14 protein-coding genes are annotated in these 18,378 nt (G+C 41.5%); 6 read left to right on the top strand and 8 right to left on the bottom strand.

What is annotated here, in order from left to right:
- Positions 1-40: 40 nt before the first annotated feature.
- Genes AB4161_RS06405 through AB4161_RS06390 form a run of 4 tightly spaced genes read left to right on the top strand, consistent with a single transcriptional unit; the run spans position 41 to position 5,610 of the window.
- Entirely contained in the window at positions 41-1,366 is a 1,326-nt protein-coding gene (locus AB4161_RS06405) for a tyrosine-type recombinase/integrase (protein WP_372083037.1), read from the top strand.
- Positions 1,359-3,104, top strand: a complete 1,746-nt coding sequence (locus AB4161_RS06400) for a hypothetical protein (protein WP_372083036.1) — start codon at positions 1,359-1,361, stop codon at positions 3,102-3,104. Before AB4161_RS06405 ends, AB4161_RS06400 begins: the two co-directional genes overlap by 8 nt.
- A complete protein-coding gene (locus AB4161_RS06395) occupies positions 3,104-5,152 on the top strand; it encodes a hypothetical protein (RefSeq protein WP_372083035.1) in 2,049 nt (682 codons plus the stop codon). Before AB4161_RS06400 ends, AB4161_RS06395 begins: the two co-directional genes overlap by 1 nt.
- The gene (locus AB4161_RS06390; RefSeq protein ID WP_372083034.1) at positions 5,152-5,610 is read left to right on the top strand and encodes a hypothetical protein; all 459 of its coding nucleotides are present in this window, start codon (positions 5,152-5,154) and stop codon (positions 5,608-5,610) included. The genes AB4161_RS06395 and AB4161_RS06390 overlap by 1 nt, the downstream gene beginning before the upstream one ends.
- 63 nt (positions 5,611-5,673) lie before the next feature.
- Here AB4161_RS06390 and AB4161_RS06385 read toward each other — a convergent pair whose 3' ends face one another.
- From AB4161_RS06385 to AB4161_RS06375, 3 genes are read right to left on the bottom strand one after another with little or no spacing between them, the layout of a single operon-like run.
- A complete protein-coding gene (locus AB4161_RS06385) occupies positions 5,674-6,351 on the bottom strand; it encodes a hypothetical protein (RefSeq protein WP_102271231.1) in 678 nt (225 codons plus the stop codon).
- A complete protein-coding gene (locus tag AB4161_RS06380) occupies positions 6,348-6,746 on the bottom strand; it encodes a hypothetical protein (RefSeq protein WP_102271232.1) in 399 nt (132 codons plus the stop codon). Before AB4161_RS06380 ends, AB4161_RS06385 begins: the two co-directional genes overlap by 4 nt.
- Positions 6,724-7,833, bottom strand: coding sequence for a hypothetical protein (locus tag AB4161_RS06375; protein ID WP_372083033.1), 1,110 nt, complete (start codon positions 7,831-7,833; stop codon positions 6,724-6,726). The genes AB4161_RS06380 and AB4161_RS06375 overlap by 23 nt, the downstream gene beginning before the upstream one ends.
- Positions 7,834-8,580: 747 nt before the next feature.
- Here AB4161_RS06375 and AB4161_RS06370 point away from each other — a divergent pair.
- Positions 8,581-9,057 carry a hypothetical protein gene (locus AB4161_RS06370; RefSeq protein WP_372083031.1) on the top strand — a complete coding sequence of 159 codons (477 nt, stop codon included), beginning with the start codon at positions 8,581-8,583 and terminating at the stop codon, positions 9,055-9,057.
- 547 nt (positions 9,058-9,604) lie between these two features.
- Here AB4161_RS06370 and AB4161_RS06365 read toward each other — a convergent pair.
- The gene (locus AB4161_RS06365; protein WP_372083059.1) at positions 9,605-12,925 is read right to left on the bottom strand and encodes a P-loop NTPase fold protein; all 3,321 of its coding nucleotides are present in this window, start codon (positions 12,923-12,925) and stop codon (positions 9,605-9,607) included.
- A gap of 480 nt (positions 12,926-13,405) precedes the next feature.
- Here AB4161_RS06365 and AB4161_RS06360 point away from each other — a divergent pair, with 480 nt between their 5' ends.
- Complete coding sequence (locus tag AB4161_RS06360) at positions 13,406-13,657, top strand: DUF6482 family protein (protein WP_017067233.1); 252 nt, start codon at positions 13,406-13,408, stop codon at positions 13,655-13,657.
- Positions 13,658-13,749: 92 nt separating this feature from the next.
- On the opposite strand, the gene AB4161_RS06355 is transcribed toward AB4161_RS06360, so the two are convergent.
- The 4 genes from AB4161_RS06355 to AB4161_RS06340 form a co-directional block, all read right to left on the bottom strand.
- Positions 13,750-14,991 carry an NADH:ubiquinone reductase (Na(+)-transporting) subunit B gene (locus AB4161_RS06355; protein WP_372083030.1) on the bottom strand — a complete coding sequence of 414 codons (1,242 nt, stop codon included), beginning with the start codon at positions 14,989-14,991 and terminating at the stop codon, positions 13,750-13,752.
- Between the two features lie 198 nt (positions 14,992-15,189).
- Positions 15,190-16,152: an SPOR domain-containing protein gene (locus AB4161_RS06350; protein ID WP_029235875.1), complete on the bottom strand. Its 963-nt coding sequence runs from the start codon at positions 16,150-16,152 to the stop codon at positions 15,190-15,192.
- Positions 16,153-16,339: 187 nt separating this feature from the next.
- Positions 16,340-17,278, bottom strand: a complete 939-nt coding sequence (locus AB4161_RS06345) for an ABC transporter permease (RefSeq protein WP_017060135.1) — start codon at positions 17,276-17,278, stop codon at positions 16,340-16,342.
- Positions 17,279-17,280: 2 nt separating this feature from the next.
- A complete protein-coding gene (locus AB4161_RS06340) occupies positions 17,281-18,258 on the bottom strand; it encodes an ABC transporter permease (RefSeq protein WP_017060134.1) in 978 nt (325 codons plus the stop codon).
- Positions 18,259-18,378 lie beyond the last annotated feature (120 nt).

Raw genomic sequence — 18,378 nt, 5'->3', positions numbered from 1 at the left:
ATGCTCAATGCATAGCCAGTGATCTTTTCTAGGTATATTTATGTCATCACTCATACATTCAAGCGATATTTTCAAAGAAACAAAGTTACACACATCAAGCAATGGGGTTCTCCACTGCTCTCCCCTCAAAAACAATATTGGTTCCTTGCCTACTCTATTTACAAAAGAAGGCATATTTAACCATGAAGCTAATAGCTACCTTTTCTATCTAAAAACGGTAAAAACAGCACGAGACCTATCACCTTGCGCTCAAGCTCTACACGCCTATTATCAATTTCTTGAAGACAATGATTTAGCATGGGATCAGTTTCCGCCAGTCAAGAGGCTCAAACCCACTTACCTTTTTCGATCTCACTTATTAAAAAAAATCAAGAATGGTGAATTGGCACATAGCACTGCCAGTGTTCGTATGAACCAAATCGTCAATTACTATAAGTGGCTAATGCATGATGGTTACTTACGCGTAAAGGATGAAAAGGAAGCACCGTTTAAGATGGAGTTTGTATCCGTCCAAAGTACTGGAATGCTGGCTCACATATCACCAACGTTCACCGTTGAAACAAGCGACTTGCGAATAAAAATACCGAAGGACGCCAGCAGTAATAACATTCGACCTTTATCTCCACTCACTCGTGAGTCACTAAATATCCTGACACAGCACCTGCCTCGCGCATCAGAAGAATTACGCTTTCAAGTGTTGATATCTATTGATACGGGAATGCGAATTCAAGAGGTGGCTACGCTCTCTCTGAGTGCCCTTGATACAGCAATACCCTTGGCTGAAAGTGAGCATCGTTACGAAATAGTCCTATCGCCACAATCAACAGGTGTGCAAACGAAATACCTAAAGCAAAGGCGTATTGAAATATCATCAGAGTTATTAACCGCTCTTAATGAATACCGGACTTCTGAACGTAGAATTAAACGAGTAAACAAACTCAATCGTAAGCTAGAGTCCTTATCTGATAACTCATTAACTCTAAAACACGATGTCATCGAAAGGCTTGAACTGTGTCAGCGCCATGAGCCTCTTTTTGTGAGTGAGCAAGGCAACCCTGTTACCGCTAAGTCTATTGAAGCTAGATGGACAGAATTAAGAGCTTCAATCAAAGACATTAACCCTTCATTCGTTCATCGCTTTCATGATCTACGTTCAACGTATGCAACGTACCGATTAAGTGACTTACTTGAAGTTGGACTGCTTGCTTCAGAATGTATAGGACTACTCATGGGTTGGATGGGGCACAGAAACGACTACACCACTTGGAAGTATGTACATTACCTTCAACGCAAAGAAGCATTTAAAGTGAAGTTTGGAATATTAGACACCATCATGCATGAAGCACTTGGAGGTGCTAATGAGTAAACTGACTTACCTAAGTAATTGGAACCCAGAACTATGCATTCAATTGAAAACAGAATGCAACCAAATTGCGGACTTCAACCGCCTACTTGTCATTGGGGGGGCAACAACTAGTCAGTTGCAACAAAGTGGTAGTTTTGAAATAGCCAATCGTGAAACATGTGTTCGTAAATTAAAACATCAGTTCGATGAAGCAATCAAAGAGGGTGAAAGTCACTTAACACTCTATGCTTTATTTTCATTTGTTTCACACTTTCTTCAGTGGTGTGACAAGAATAATGTTGAAGCTTTCTCCAAAGTTTCTATCGAAGGTTACATGACATATCAGAAGAATCGCGTTATGTGTCATGAAATAAAGCGTAGCACTTACTCGCAGATTAGCTCAAAGTTAAATATTTTAGCGACAAGATACCTTGATTTGCCAAGAGATTATTTTAACAACATTGCAATTATGGGGAGAGCAGATACAGAGCCATTTCAAGCTTATACTCGTAGTGATTTGAACCAACTACTCCCGTTTTTAAGACGTATTTTCAACCAAACTTATCAGCAATTTGTTAATCAACCTGAAAAGCATATAAAAGTAGGAAATAGTACTCGAACCATGTCTTTTACTTGGCAAGGGAAGAGTTATCAATTATGTGGTGGTGTATCAAAAATGATGTGCGCAGGCACATTTCTTTTAGCGTATTACACCTATACCAATACAGGGGATTTATTTAAGTTAAAGCAACCTAAAAATGTCTCAACATCTCTAGATGAAGTTTGGTACACCATGCCCGCTTTTAAGCGTCGCGCGTTTAAAACTATTCAAGTAGAAATGGGGGGACATGACGTATTAGAAGTACCAAAATATGCGATGAGCTTCTTTGATAAACTTCTACACGCTTCAAAAATTCTTAACGATGATGAAGGTGCCCTACTACTTAAAACGGTGGTGAAAAATAAAACACAACCGATAAAAAGTACAACCCTCAATTCTTTTTTAAAAGACTGGGTTGAAAAATATTTCACCTTCACAGATCAAACAGGGAGAAGGTTGCGACCCGTAGTTAGCCGATTCAGAGAAACAGGGGCTCAACTAACCGCTTATCATCAAGGCGAGTTCGTTAATGACATGATGCTAAATAACACCCAAAAGATTCGCAAACGTCATTACAGTAAGGGCAACAAACATACTAATAATGGAATGTTGCAAGACGCCCTATCCATCAGGCAGGAGCAAATACAAAGCCAAACCGATGCCAAGCATGCCCAAGCGAACTTAGGAATCGATGTATTAGTAGTTGAAGAAGAATATAAGGCCTCTATCCCTAATTTAAGTCGTACACCGAGTGGGAGCGGCTGCGCCACGCCATTTGGAAAGAAGTCAGAGAAATATACGAGAAAAGCACAAAGTCGAGGTCTACTCAAAAAAGGAGAGAAGTTGGCATGTGCAGATTTGTTAGGTTGTTTTGGTTGCCCTGACCAAGTTATTGTCCAAGCAGTGGATGACATCTGGTGCCTATTATCCTTTAAAGCATGTATTGAAGAATCACTTTACCTTCACCTAGACGCCCACCATTATCGGAAAAATTTCGAATCAGTTGTGACATTTATTGAGACAAAGATACTTCCTCACCTGAAAACAAACATATTGAAACAAGCGGAATCTAAATTGAATGATGGTTATCACCCTTTGTGGAATGATAGCGAATCAATTCTTGAGCTTATTCCACAACCATTAAGCAGGGAGGCATAATGGATACTTCTAAACTCTACATTTTAGACTTCCCCAAAGAGCATGAGATTGAGGATATAGATGTTGTCGGTCTTTACCATAGTGGTAAGTTGGAAGAGCTCTACCGAGTGATTGTTTGTAAGGACTCTTACGGGAATGTGACTGCAACCTTTGGAGATAATCGCTGGGATTGCATACCTTTTTCAAGAAATAAACAGAAAAACAGCTTGGACTTTAATCATTGGAACAACCACCCAAAGCTACAACTGGAAATGAAACTCCTCGCTTTTGGGTGGCTATTTAATAAAAACCCACGAGGACGAAAAGCTCTGAGTTTCACAGGATGCCACTCTCGCTTAACAGATCTGAAAATAGCTTGTCAGTTTTTGAGAAATAACCAGTTAGAGTCACTAGGAGCTCTTTCCGACCCTGTAAACTGGTCGAATTTTGAAGATTATTTGAAATCAAAAAACTACTCACAAAGCACTGTTAGAAAAGCATTTATTGCCATCAATGCAAGCATCTGGCTAGAACCTTGGCATCAACTCAATTTAGGACTAATGCTGGTTCAATCCTCTATTCGAACCAAGGCAATAAGCGATAGAGATGGGCAGCAAACGCTTGTCATCCCAGAGCAATTATGTGATTCCATTTATGGTAAAGCGATAGATTTAGTAAATGCTGCTTTGCCACACAAGCAAATAATTGCCGATGTAGAAGCTGATCTTCAAAGCAACTATTTAAAAGGGAAGGCAAAAGTTGAGCGAAAAATACAACAAGGTCGCACTTTCGCTTTTATGGACGAAAGAGATGAAATTAAGCACCACAAATTAGCTTTAACAATTACAGACAATCAACCTCAAAAGCCGAAAGACATAATTGCCCCATTGAGGGAAAAAGTTAAAGGGGTTCCGCTGAGAAATGGTAGTGAATTTCAGCGTTATCTAGGGCAACTTATTACATCGTGCTACGTCATTTGCGGCGGTTTTAGTGGCATGCGCGATTCAGAGTTAGATAAGCTCACCCCCAATAGCTATTACATGGATGTATTTGAAGGTCGTACATTTCACATGTTGCAGTCTCACACTTTCAAATTAGGGGAAAAGCGAGAGACATGGGTTACAGCCTCTTCATCTAAACAGGCGATTGAATTGATGTCAGAGCTGACGAAACATTGGCGTAAGAATACTAAATATCCCGATGACGCATATGCTAACTCTCTCTGGGTAAATCACGGTGCTCGCTCACAACGTCCTAAGCTCATTACCGATTGGAATCATCGGTTAAAACGTTTCTGCAAACAGTTTAACTTTATTGTCACCAATGAAGACTACCAAGAGTGCATTAGATCAAATCCTAATTCGATTGCAAGAGTGAATAAAGAAGTCAAGATAGGTAAACCTTGGCCTATGACTACACACCAATTTAGACGCACATTGGCATTTTACTGCATACAGAAGAGACTCAGTACCGTAGTGGCATTAAAGCAGCAGTTTAAGCACCTTTATCTAACAATGACTGAGTGGTATACCAATGGAGGCCGAGTAGCCAGTTTATTGAATTTAACGACAGATAAAAATATTCAGCAAACACTAGATAATATTAACGTCGGAATGATTGCCAATAAGATATTTCAGCAGTGGCACTCAGACGAAAAACTATCAGGTTCACATGGCAAAGCTATTTTAAAGATGCGAGGTGATACACCACACATCTATAGCTCTTGGGAAATAATTTATAAAGCCGTCAAAGATGGAGAGTTGACCCTCCATGGCACAGCCCATAGCTATTGTAAATCAGGCTACGATTGTGATATGGACGGAGTCGTTACCCCTCAATTCTGCGTAGATTGCAGCTCTGGCAGTAGTATCATTGATGAGCAACAAGCAAAGTGGTGGCAAAAAAAACACCGTAGTTTAGTTGCTTACATGGCATTAAGTAACGATATTTCCGTCAGCGAACGTAGCCACTACATCACTCAAATACGAGCGGCAGAGAATGTAATGTCTGATTTTGATATGGAGTTTTCGCCTTTTGAAGCGGAGCTAAGAATCGCGGGGAACTTGTAATGGGGAAAAGTGAAAGCACTCTAACCACCTTAGAAACAGCATTACAGCGAATAATTCAAGGTAAACCCAATCGAATACCTACCTCTCGTAAACTCAGTGTCAGGGCTGTGGAGGAGGAGGCTAATCTGGGGAATGGCAGTGGTTACTACTACCCTGAGTTTGTTGAAAAGGTAAAGCAATGTAAGACAGACATAGTCGAAGCCAAGGGTGACTATGTGCAGCCAGAAATTCAGATCGTACGCATTAAGCTCAACGAACAAAAACGTATCAAGCAAAATTTCAAAGAAAGGTTTGAATCTGAAAAGGAAAAGCTGGCTTTATTTGCAGCGGCTCAGCACCACCTCAATGACAAGCTAGTTCAGGCATTAGCTCGTATTAATGAATTAGAGTATGAAAATACAGAACTAAAGGAGCAACTTATGAAACTCAAGCGCAGTAAGGTTATAGCCATCAAATAGTTGAGTCGATATCCTGCTTGATACTCATTCAAGAATAAAGGCTCTAACCCAGAGCCTTTAAATTCATTTTTTTCGGTTCATTGCACTCTTATCAGTCGGCTGAAACCTTATACTTATCGGTACATGTCTGACTTCAAATTCCTCACCCGACACACTGTGTTTATGAGAGGACATAAAGCACGCTTTATCGAACTTACAATCATAAACTGATACCCCCACAGCTTGATAATCAACATCATCCGCTAGCTTCTTACGCCAGTTTTCCATCAAAGCCTTGATATCAACATTCTTCGTAATAACCAAAACTGCGCCTTGATCTTGATGTTCAAAACCAGATGAATAGCGCTCACAAAGTTGTTTGTAACCTTCAAGTAAATAATCGTAGGTGCTATGAATCTTTGACTCACCAGTCCATTTGAAGCCATAACCAGGACTTTCGACAAAAATATCTGGGTGACCGTTATTCCACCTGTCGTGAGAGGCCTGATAACCCATGAGCTTCAAAGAGTTACCGATTTCGAGGTTGAAACGATCCTCACCGTCATCTTGTCGATAGCTTGCAGAAGGAAAGATTACTTCTTTAATAATGTAATCAAGATCCTTATAAAGTCGTGCCAACCAATTATCATAACCAGAACGCAAAGCAATGACCCTACTAGGAAAACCGCCAATCTCGGGCATCATTGTCTCTAGCGCAGCCAATTGACCGATTGACATATCTTCAAATTCTATCGGTTTCACTTTAGAACCCCTTCGTCGACAGTGAAGAACATAAAAACATCGTTTTTAACATCTTCAATTAATTTGCCTGTTTCAGGGTGCGCTATAGCGTTTTCATGATACGCACAATAGCTATTTTCACTATCTAGAATAAACTGACCTTCGTCACCTATGTACTCAAAGCCAGTTTTAAAAAGCCCAACTCGCTCACCGGCTAGATATTGAGTAATTCGAACTACATCATGTGGCTCGAGCATAGAGTCAGAGAGACTATTGATTGATGCAAACGTCAGGTGCTGCCAAGCCTTAGCATCCTTTTGGCTAATATTATCAATAATCATTTCGCATGCTGAAACTAAGTTCGGCATACTCTCCAAGTCAGTTCTGACTGTTTCAAGCAGTTTCTGGTAGCTCATTTGGCGTCTTCAAGATATCTAGTAATGCATCTAAATCTGTTTCGCATGGACACATAGACACAATCGCATGATTAAGTTGTCCACCACCTGTTTTACTGAGTTCTCTAACACTCGCATTTAACGACACTTCGTATTCATATTGTAGTTCAGCGGAGAAGCTGCCTGCCCATCGAGCTGAAATTCTGTATGGATTGATGTCACATTTTTCAACACCACCCTTGTGGAACTCTCCCATACGAACATCTCCACCTTTTGAACCATTTCGGTCACGCTCATGATGGATATAGCCATCATCAGTGGTAAAACTTAGCTCAACAACTCTGCACATCTCAGAACCGCAGACACTTTTCACTAATGGAAAGAAGTTCGTTGAATTAACGAATACCGCAAAATCCAGCCTTTCAGGAACAAGTTCGATAAACGCTTCTTGTACACTTCTGAATAGCAAACTGATGTCTTTCGCAGCAACAGCCGATGATGTATCGAGACGAAGCTCAAGAGTATTGTCCTTCGCATTCAAGCATACAATATCGATGTATTGTCTTGATTGATCTGAGAATGCCGTAACCTTAGAGAACTTTTCTAGAAATTCAACTATTTCTGGACTGTCACCATAGACACTTGCACTCAGGTCATTCTTTTCTGTAATTGAGCGGTTTGTAGAGAAGAAGAAATATGTTTTTTCGTACACTTGCATAACTTTAGTTAGCTTTGTATCTCTGCCAAGATCATCCACACGCTCGTCATCAATGTAGTAAGGGAAGTAATCTGTATCTATACCTTTTGCTGGTATCGCGCCAGCATAAGCATTATTAACAGCTTCAAACTTATCTGCCGACAACTGGAAGATCTTAATCGTTCGATTACCGGCCAGCAAAGACTGCATGTAGTAGCCATCGTATAGTTCAAGGAACTTTTGAGCATATTTTTCGTCACCGAAGTCTCCAAATAGCTTATCTAGAGTACGCTCAGTACCGAGGCCAGTTTTGATTGAATTGAGATGTAACAAAGGCTTGCACTGGGTTTCCCATGCCATTCGGTATAACAAAGAGCGAGATAGACTTTTAGCTTTTGAAATCGTGTTCATTTAATTGTTCCATAACCAACTTATTGCATTGATTTTGACATATAAAACTAAAGGAATATATCTACTGGATCAAAAAATTAGTAGCTAGAAGAACTCAAAGCGACTGGGGAACAATAGTGAGTTGAGTGATACCGACACATAAAGGGAGTGAATGATTAACTTGGCTTTTCATCATTTAAATTCTAATTAACCCTCTAAGAACCAACTCAACCCATAGTAGATTAAAGGTTCAATCGTCCACCTGATTGACAGATAAACTTATCTAAATCTAACTTTTTATACAGATGAACTTATAGCTCAATTGTTAGATTACAAGTTACAAAGCAACACATCTCATAATTAACCTATTGATTATTATTAATAATAAAATTAAAAGCCGTATTAAAAACACGAGGGCTAGATGATATTGTTGGGGTAGAAAATTCTTTACTTTCGGGGGTACTGGATCTTACTTTCGGGAAGTACTGGATCTTACTTTCGGAGCTGACTAACTACTCATCCACGCCAAATAACAAAGAAAGTAGAATTTAGAGACTGAGACAGGCTCGAGAGTCACACTTAAAAACAAGCTCTATCTCTAGGTCAGATTCTCAGCAGTAGTTAAATTTCAGGAACCACCTGTACTGGTTGAGTCATAGCAATGCTAGGTAAACGCCACAAATGCGGATCTCAGTATGGCTGATGGTACATTGGCTGCTCATGATTTATTCTATTAAAGTAACCAATACAACCTAGCCAGAGTTTAGATTGAATAAGAACAAAAAAAGCGCCCTTCATGAACATCAAATAACTCCTGAAACTTTTGTGCATAATGCATGGGATATGGACTTTAGAATCTCTACCGCTGATTCGTCAATAATCCACCCAGATTTCATTAAAGTTGCCACCCTAATTGCCGAAAAAAAAGATATCAGTGTTCACTATTTGGACTTTTCTGAATACAGCAATGCTGCGACTGCATTATCCGCAAAAGAAAATTTAGGTTTTCTTGAAGCTATCGAAAATGGAAGCAAAAAATCGTTATTATGGTTTGTAAATTGCGACTCACTTGCTCCTTTAAATATTGATGTGACTTATTCTCTGCGTACCGTATTGACGACACGGCAAGGGAACAATACACAATCAGTATTCATCGCAACTAAAGCGTCACTACTAAAGATGTTCGCGAATCCCAAAGCACCTTTTTACCAAAGCCATTTTAGACTAACGGGATATAGTAGTTAACATTATCAAAGATCTGTCCACACACACTTCTCCCGTAACTTAACAGTCAATCCGAGGTGCGCAGTAATCAAAGGCATTTGAGTCATGGTTCTCCACGCAGGTGCTCAAACCATATAAAAATAGGAGTCTCAGTGCGATTTGAATGAGGCGTGCAAATATCATAGTAGCAATGTCCCCCTGCTTTGCGTTTAGCGCGGCATGCTCGTTCTTCACGAATAGGTAATGTACGGAGAAGCCAATCCAATTTTTCATCATTGCGTAGAGTGCAGAAGCAGCCGATGCCATAGTTCAAAGGCTAACCCTCCGATAGAGTCATGAACACATGGAAAGACAAACTGTATGCGGGAAAAAGCACTTCAGAGTTACGAAGTGCCAATTATGGAAGGTTCTGGAAAAATGAGTTTCGCACAATCAAAGGTTAGCTCTTTATGAGAAAACTGAAATATGAATAACTCTAAAGGGTAAGCCTCGCTTAAAAAAGCGAAATACATGCCAATCTATCGATATAAGATTCACTTAAGCAAGGCACCAACTTCTGGCTCTTTTACTAAGCCGCGCTATCAGCCTTATCATTGTCTTTAAGTTCATTAACTCTATTAGCAACAGCAGCTGTTAGCTTACCTTTCTTGATATCAGGATGATCATTCAAAACATCATAAAGTGCGTTCAGGCCATCTAGCGACCATTTGGTTATATTCCAACCAGCCCCATCTACAGGCTGTTCCAATAGCCAATCCCTTTCATCTTTGTGACCATTATTAATCGAGTCATCGAGTAGCGCTGTTACCTCAATTTCTAGCGCACTATCGTTGATAGTCGGCATGTTGATTAGCGAACCAAAGTATCTGATTATTCGATATCGTTTTTCGAGAGCCGTATCACTCTTAAAGAAAGTAGACGTCAGGCTTATTCGCATTCCGTTTCTCTGATTTCCATCTATAAGGTGAGTCAGTATTTGTACCAACTCTACACTGTAATTGTGGTGCCCTTCGGGAAAAACTTTGAGGGCTTGTTGAAGCGTTTTTTGACACTCCAAAATACAGCTATTACTGTGAAGGTAATGAGCTACTTTGTTGAATACCGGATGATTCTCTTTGGCTCTTTCCACCCAATCTTCTTTCGTAACATTGGGATTATCAAAATACTTACTAAGTACAGATAAGAATGGGGATGACTTACACTGGATAATATCTTCTACAACCGTTTGATCCCATTTCAAAGGATCCTTAGCACGGATATGCCAACCTTCCATCCATTTCAAAATTTCTTTTGGTGTTAAATTCTCAGTATTTTCTTTCAAAAAAACATAATCACCAGTTAGTAAAGAACCAACATTCATTCTATTGATGCGATGACTATCAATAAGTTCCTCTAGATGAGGTAGTAGATAGCTGCCTACAGTATTATCTTTACACCAAGTTATAATTTTATCGAACCTACAAAAGCTTAGGTAATCCGTTAAGTGTTGAGAAAAATCAGGTTGATCTTTTAATTTTTCTGACAGCCATACAGCAGCCTGCTTATGGTGATTTTGACCATTCGGTCGCCTAGCTGTTACATTTTCTGTCGGATTTAGCTCGTTGACTAAAGACGCTGCACACATAGCAGTATAAGCGTTTAATGTAGCCTCATTTAAAGAGCCAGAGCTTTTATGGCTTTCAAGTCCACTAACTAATTGCTGGTAACAAGTCTTATTTTGAGGTTCATTCCACTGATTGGTAAAAGGAAGCGTGGTTATCAGTACGTCCTCTTCAGTCGAATTTATGTTGATATCAGCTAAAAAGTCTTCAGAACCCAATTCCTCAAGATCACCAATACGCTTTTTCTCCAATAGCACTGAGAAGATAGCATCTTCACTCTCTAGTAGCTTCTGACGCTTAGATGCAGCAATAACAAGGTCACCTGTAGCCAACGATTGTATAAGTTTAAGTACATTCCATTCTTTAATTTGCTCTTTAATAGGGAAGAGCGCATTAACAACAAAGGAACTAGTTGGTTTATTGACAAAATATGGAGATATGCCTGTAACCAGATAGAATGCAAAGCATTGTTTAATTGCCTTTTCGAGGTCATCCCACTGATATTCAGCGTCATTTATGTCCGAAGGGGACTCTAAAGAGTCCATAACCCTCCATATTTTCCTAATGGATTTTGTGATTTGCTTTTGACGTTCATTGATTATTTTACGATCTATACTGACGCCATTACTTTGAAGGCTTCGATAACTCTCGATCAAATCCTCATCAAAATCATAATCTTCAATTACAGAGTGTTTGATCTCATGATTGATGTCATTGAGGTATTTTTTAACAATCTCAGTACCATTGTCTACCTGAATTAAAGAGTCTGTTATTTTGACTAAATCACTTGCATTTTTAACCGCTAGTTGCTGTCTAAATAGCACATCAAACCCAAGTAATGAGCTAAGCTCTACCAACATCTCAGCGTCATAAGTTTTTAGCGCTGTCCGAATCGGCTCAGCTATCAACTCACTTTGTGCAATCGTAAATGATGTCTGAAAGTGGAGTGCTGCTACTTGCTTAGTCCACTCCCCCTTCTCTCCACCGAACTTAAGAAGTAGCTTATGAGTGGCTTTAAGTTTTCGCTCAATATCAGATGGGTTCTCATCGTTATACTTACCACTTTTTGGATCACTTAGAAGCCTATTAACCGTAATTTTGTTGTCCCTTACTGCCATAAGATAAGCAGCACATGAAACACCACTTAATTGCTCGTTAGGCTCAGGGCAACTATCTATCTTAGCTCCAATACGATTCACGATACTTTTTAGATAGCGAGGAGTAATTTTTTGTGCCCATACTTCGATTAGATCTTTAACACCTTCTTGTCCTTTTATGTCTGGAAGGGTTTCGTTCCAATATACCTCAAACTGGCGTCGCCACCCTGTAGTAACAATGGGAGGAGCTGAGAATGGAACAGGAATACGTTTACTTATAAACTCTTTGCCAGATTGACTCTCATCGACAGCGCTTTTCTCAAGGGCTTTGGCTAAATGTTCTTCTGAATATGGAAGCAAAATACGAAATCGCTCGCTACCAAGAGAGGTCAATATCTCTATATCACTCCAAAGCTCTCGAGCAGTGTCAGGTGATACGCGGTCAATATTGTCGACCACTAACAACAAAGTTTTTCCTTTCGGTATGAGGTTGGAAAACGTCCCGAAAGCCTCTTTAAGTTCAATTGCTCCAACTTCTCGATTTACATCGACAGTTTCACTGATTGTGTCGGTGCTATTTCGCTTCACTAGGTCACCTAAACGAGTTTTACATCCAAAAACTCTTAAAGCTATATAGACTAATAGGGGCGAAGTGAATAAAGCGATAGACAACCACCCACTCAACATGTCTAAGCTAGGAACACCCTTAGCAAGCTCTGCCAAAAACTTGAGTGAGGACTTTATTTGTAAAGCAGACACACCCAAGGAAAAAGCAAATATGATGGCCGAGAGAGAGATATGGCTGGTAGTGTTTTTCGTGTATTCAAGACGTTTTCCGAGTGCTATCTCGACAGCGCTTCCAAGCTTGGCTAACTTATATTTGTCTTTTTTTCCTATTAAAGCCTCAAGCTCAGTTTCGATACTCTGTATTAACGCTGGTTTGAGCGTATTATGATATTGGTCAGCATCAAACGTTACTACGTGGAAACCTCTATCTTCAATCTGCTGCTGCAAAATACTGATTACAGTACTTTTGCCTGAACCCAAGTTACCTTCTATGCCGATGATGTGCTGGCTACTATCAGATATCAGTACGCTGGCAATCGCTTTGGCAACTTGCTTGTGCCCCTGCCCATTAAATAAGTCAGTATCAACAGGCTTTTCATTCTGATACTTTCTAGTTGTAATCATCGACAATTAATTTCCTTACTAAAACCAAATCAAACGCATTCAGTAGCGTATCATATGTGAAATTGGATTCTGTGACTTGTAGAGTTTCTATCAGATTAAGATTGGAATTATATCTAGACTTCACGCTGCCACTTGCAATGGTGAGGGCAAAAATGATTTTAGGACAGGTAAAAATAGAATTGTTACCTATAGTGAAATTTCTGGAAAGTGATATAGTGAATCTAACATTTTTAGGAAAAATTGATTCAAAAGTCGGTTTTTCTGGAAAAGGCACCAATACCTTTTCCTTTTTGCCTTTCCAGATTTATTTCAGAAGCCACCTGTGTTGGTACAGTGTTACGATGAGATAATCAACGTCTTAGTTGAGCTCTCTTTAGAAGCAGGCCTTGTGCCTGCTTTTTTTATGCCCGCTTTGAACCTTGGTTCTCGATTCGACGTAACACAAATATCCACCTATCTAGATCAGCAATGGAGTTTGTGATGAATCTACTAATTGAATCATTTGAAGGCGGGATCTACTTGGCTTACCAAGTTATTGGCGAGCAAAAGCAATTAATTAAAGATGACCACCAGCATCCTATGAAGTTTTTGAGTGTTAACCAAGCACGCGATCACTTTAGCGACCAAGGTGTCGCATCAGCTATGCTGGTTCATAACAGCGCCTACGACGAAATGTGTGGTGAACACTGTGGTAGCACACAACCTTTCGAGATTGATTTGAAGTGGAGTTAAATCAACCTCAAATCAATCGCGATAAAAATTGAAAGGCTTGCATCAATGCAAGCCTTTCTTATGGGATTGACTTTCCCTTTTAACCACTTAGATTAGCGCGATGTCCGTTTAAGTCTTCGTTTAATGTTCTGCTCTTTCACTACAAAGTCGAACAGCGGAGCGAACAGGTTGGCGAACAAGATAGCCAGCATAATGCCCTCTGGATAAGCAGGATTGAGCACTCGGATACCGACCGTCATAACACCAATCAAGATCCCGTAAGCCCACTTACTCTGATTGGTAAACGCGGCAGATACAGGGTCTGTTGCCATGAAGAAGGTACCAAACGCTACACCACCCAACACAAAGTGCCAGTAGAACGGCATCGAAAACATCGTGTTGGTTTCTGACCCTATCCAATTCATCAAGCTAGATGTCACAACGAGACCAATAATCACACCGGCGACAATGCGCCAAGACGCTATCTTCATCGCTATCAGAATCAACCCCGTCAGCATGATAAGCAGTGACGACACCTCACCCATCGAACCTGGAATATTACCGATAAAGGCATCCATCCAGGTGATCGCCTCGCCAGTCATGTTATTGATGAGTGACGTGCTGCCGCCTTCATACCATTGACTCAGCGGTGTCGCGCCTGAATAGCCGTCAGCGGCAACCCACACAAGCCCACCCGACATGTTGGCTGGATAGGCGAAATAGAGAAACGCGCGGCCTGCAAGGGCTGGGTTAAGGAAATTTCGTCCTGTACCACCGAACAGCTCTTTGGCGACAACGATACCAAAAGTGATACCTAATGCGGCTTGCCAGAGCGGAATGGTTGGCGGGAGGATTAGTGCAAACAGCACCGAGCTAACAAAGAAGCCTTCATTAACTTCGTGCTTGCGAACGACTGCAAACAAGACCTCCCAGAAGCCACCCACAACAAACACCGTGGCATAAACGGGTAGGAAATAGAGTGCACCAAGCAACATCTGACTTGCCCAGCCACTTGCCATCAATGACTGCGCATCACCAAATGCCCACGACAGACGCCAGCTACTCTCGATAACCGAGGCAAGTTCATTTAATTGATAAATGGATGTGAGTGCGAGAACGCTTTGGTGTCCGACGTTATACATTCCCCAGAACATTGCCGGGAAGGTCGCCAACCACACCAAAATCATAATGCGCTTTAGGTCAATGCTGTCACGAACATGGGTTATGCCGCGGTTTACGTTTCCGGGTGTATAGAATATTGTCGCGAAAGCTTCATACACTGGGTAGAGCTTTTCGTACTTACCACCGGCTTCAAAGCGTGGAGCCACGTCTTCTAATCGTTTTTTTAAACTCATAATCTCAATCACCTTATTGCTTGAGTTATGGTTTTCTACGCATCAGCCGCGCTATTTGAACAATTTTTAACGATTTTTAATCAAATTCGTCTTGAAGAACGAGTGTCTAAAAGTCGAACCGATGTCGAAAAAGAGAGGCGTATAAACAACAAAGCCCCAGCAATGGCTGAGGCTTATTTGGTTTGGTAACGGTCGTCGTTACTTAACGCACATCACATTAAGCAATGAAGAACCTTTCAACTGGTTGACGTTACCGTTGGTAAACAGACCTTTCTTATCTGCGCCCCAATAAGGGAGATGCATTGGCCAGTTCTGTTTTTCCATAACCTTTGAGCTCAAGATGCTTTGCCATTGCTTCTCACTCATCAGCTTCATGTTGACCTGATTACACACCAATTCAGCGCTATCGTAATCTAGGCGGCTCCAAGGCTTACCTTGCTCCATGTAGAACTGTTGTTGATGATCTAGAAGGTAAGGAATAGCATATTGGCTACCCGCAATGTCTGCTTTCACGCGAATCTCGATCTCTAGATCATTGTCTGAACTCGCGTTACCGCTTGGTAGCGTCTGAATTGCTGCAGCGCTCGCTACCGCCGCCACTTGCTTAGTAGCCACAGGTTTCGGTGCAGGCTTAGCTTCTACTTTTGCAGGAGCCTTGTGCGTCACCGCTTTTGGCTCTGCTGGTTTTGCCACAATAGGCTGTGATGAGGTTTTCGACTTATCGACCATACGAATAAAGGCTTCACCGTAACCAGAAACCTTACGCACCTGAGCTAGGTCTTTTCTCGCATCAGAGAAGGTAGAATAAGGTCCGATTAAGCAACGGTAGTCTCCGCCTTCCGGCTTCATCCAAACGTTGGTCGAGATCTTCTCATACAGAGGCTTTGCTCGGCTCAGTGACAAAGGCTTGTTCAGCAGGCCACATTGAACCCAAAACAGTTCGTTATCTGAATGACGTTTTGGTGCTTTACTGCCCCACACGCCCTTACCGATCGGACATGATTGCTCTAGCTGTGGTAATTGGTTGGTGCTTGCCTGAGTTGCATCACATAGAACCGACTCTGCATTCACTTGGCTCGATACCAAAAGAGATGCAGCGATAAGTCCCATACGATAATTTCTCGTCACAGCACGACATACAGCATTCATTGTCAATTTCATAACCACCACTTAAACCCTTGCGGGCTAATTATTACCGAATCTATGTCGATAAAACATGAATTCCATTTTAACTATTATTGACACTGTCAATAATACTAAGTTCCAGATCCATTAAGCAAAAAAAGAGCCGTAATTGCTTACGGCTCTTAATTTAGTGACTTTTTTTACTAAAAATCAAACCGGGCTATCACCCTTTATAAATTTTCGGGTTAAACACGTCACGTAGCCAGTCGCCTAATAGGTTAATAACGAGAACCAATGTTACCAAAAGCACACCTGGGAATGCTGTGATCCACCATGCTCCTGAGAAAATGTAGTTAAAACCAGTACTGATCAGGGCACCGAGTGACGGTTGGTCTACCGGAAGACCTAAACCGAGGAAAGAAAGTGCCGCTTCTGACATGATGGCATTTGCCACCTGTACCGTAGAGATAACCAAAATCGGTGATAAACAGTTAGGCAGAATATGGCGGAACATGATGCGAGGCGCTCTAAAGCCCATCACACGTGCCGCTTCTACGTACTCTTTCTTCTTCTCTGCCAATACCGATGCACGAATCGTACGAGCATACTGCGGCCATTCAGCAATACCGATGATCACCACCAGCATAACAACCGCATATTGCGCGTAGAAGTCACTACCGAAACTCGCCTTAAAGATGGCCGAGACAATGATCGCAACCATCATGGTTGAGAACGAAAGCTGAACATCGGCAAAACGCATCAGGAAGCTATCAATACGACCACCGAAGTAACCTGCAGACAAGCCAATGATGATACCGAGAGTCAGCTGAAGACCTACCGCTAGGAAACCGATCGTCAATGACAGACGCGAGCCGTAAAGCATCGTAGATAAGATGTCACGACCCTGCTCATCAGTACCCAGTAGGAAGCGTTCTTCGCCGTCTTCCATCCAAGATGGTGGCAACTCAGAATCCATGATGTCGATAGACGTCACGTCATACGGGTCTGTTGGCGCTAGAATAGGTGCCGCTAATGCCATAACAAGGAAAGCTGCAAAGATAGCGAAGCTCACCATTGCCACTTTGTCACGTAAGAAGTAGTACAGAATGTCTGACTGCTTGAATCGCTCCCAACGAGATGGAGCTGTTGTTGTTTGTTCCATGATTATGCTCCTTTCCCTGTGATGTTCACTGTTGGGTTAATGATGCCGTATAGCAGGTCAACAATGGTGTTAGTTACTACGAAGATCAGGCCAACGAAGATAACGTATGCGGTAATCAGTGGTGTATCCACTCGGTTAATCGCTTCAAGGAATAGGAAGCCGGTACCCGGCCACTGGAATACAGTTTCAGTAAGAATGGTGTAAGCCACCATAGTACCGATTTGAACACCGCCTACCGTTAGTACTGGCAGCATTGTGTTTTTCAAAGCGTGTTGGTAGTAAATCTTGTTCAGCGCTAGGCCTTTTGCTTTACCAAACTTGATATATTCAGAGCTAAGAACCTCTAGCATTTCAGAGCGTACTAGACGAATGAACAGAGGCAGCATGATAGATGCTAGAGCAATACTCGGCAGCACTAAGTGTGCAAGGCCATCGAGCGTTAAGAAACCAGACTCCCAGCCAAACCAGTTTGCGGTCTCACCACGTCCAAACGACGGCAGCCAACCTAACTCAATAGAGAATACATACATCAACATGATTGCGGTTAAGAAAACAGGCACAGAAATGCCGATACTACTGCCCGCCATCACCAGTTTAGTGAAGAAGCTTTTTGGGTGTATTGCAGAATAAACGCCAAGTGGAATCGACAGACAAACAATGATCAGAGAAGCGCCGAACACAAGCTCAAGCGTTGCGACTAGTTTATCTAAGATTACGTCCACAGCTGGGCGTTTAAAGAAATATGAAGTACCAAGATCACCTTGTAGAGCTGCGCCCACAAAGCGAGTGTATTTTGTAATGAAGGGATCATTTAAGCCGAGTTCATCACGCAGCGCTTGACGCTCCGATTCTGAAACAGATTGACCGACTAACTCACGCAACGGGTCGCCCAGGTTATCCTGAATGGCAAACGCCACCAAACTGATCACAAACATCACTATCAGTGCCTGAAACAGGCGCTTGACCAGAAACGTAACCATTCCTTGCCCCTTATCTATCCATGACTATCTAGTCGAAATCCGCGACTAGATAACAAAATTCAGTCTTAAAAAAGGTATTTAGCCAGACTGAAGGAAGACCAAATACCGAAACTTAAATCT

Origin of the sequence: Vibrio sp. 10N.286.51.E5, from assembly GCF_041469125.1 — a bacterium.
GTDB classification, from domain to species: Bacteria; Pseudomonadota; Gammaproteobacteria; order Enterobacterales; family Vibrionaceae; genus Vibrio; species Vibrio crassostreae_C.
The sequence above is the reverse complement of the archived record's forward strand: the minus strand, read 5'-3'. Positions and strand labels throughout refer to the sequence as shown.

Excerpts from the sequence above, each read along its gene's own strand:
- AB4161_RS06405 (WP_372083037.1), top strand. The coding sequence starts at position 41 with ATGTCATCACTCATACATTCAAGCGATATTTTCAAAGAAACAAAGTTA.
- AB4161_RS06400 (WP_372083036.1), top strand. The coding sequence starts at position 1,359 with ATGAGTAAACTGACTTACCTAAGTAATTGGAACCCAGAACTATGCATT.
- AB4161_RS06395 (WP_372083035.1), top strand. The coding sequence starts at position 3,104 with ATGGATACTTCTAAACTCTACATTTTAGACTTCCCCAAAGAGCATGAG.
- AB4161_RS06390 (WP_372083034.1), top strand. The coding sequence starts at position 5,152 with ATGGGGAAAAGTGAAAGCACTCTAACCACCTTAGAAACAGCATTACAG.
- AB4161_RS06380 (WP_102271232.1), bottom strand. The coding sequence starts at position 6,746 with ATGAGCTACCAGAAACTGCTTGAAACAGTCAGAACTGACTTGGAGAGT.
- AB4161_RS06375 (WP_372083033.1), bottom strand. The coding sequence starts at position 7,833 with ATGAACACGATTTCAAAAGCTAAAAGTCTATCTCGCTCTTTGTTATAC.
- AB4161_RS06365 (WP_372083059.1), bottom strand. The coding sequence starts at position 12,925 with ATGATTACAACTAGAAAGTATCAGAATGAAAAGCCTGTTGATACTGAC.
- AB4161_RS06360 (WP_017067233.1), top strand. The coding sequence starts at position 13,406 with ATGAATCTACTAATTGAATCATTTGAAGGCGGGATCTACTTGGCTTAC.
- AB4161_RS06355 (WP_372083030.1), bottom strand. The coding sequence starts at position 14,991 with ATGAGTTTAAAAAAACGATTAGAAGACGTGGCTCCACGCTTTGAAGCC.
- AB4161_RS06350 (WP_029235875.1), bottom strand. The coding sequence starts at position 16,152 with ATGAAATTGACAATGAATGCTGTATGTCGTGCTGTGACGAGAAATTAT.
- AB4161_RS06345 (WP_017060135.1), bottom strand. The coding sequence starts at position 17,278 with ATGGAACAAACAACAACAGCTCCATCTCGTTGGGAGCGATTCAAGCAG.
- AB4161_RS06340 (WP_017060134.1), bottom strand. The coding sequence starts at position 18,258 with ATGGTTACGTTTCTGGTCAAGCGCCTGTTTCAGGCACTGATAGTGATG.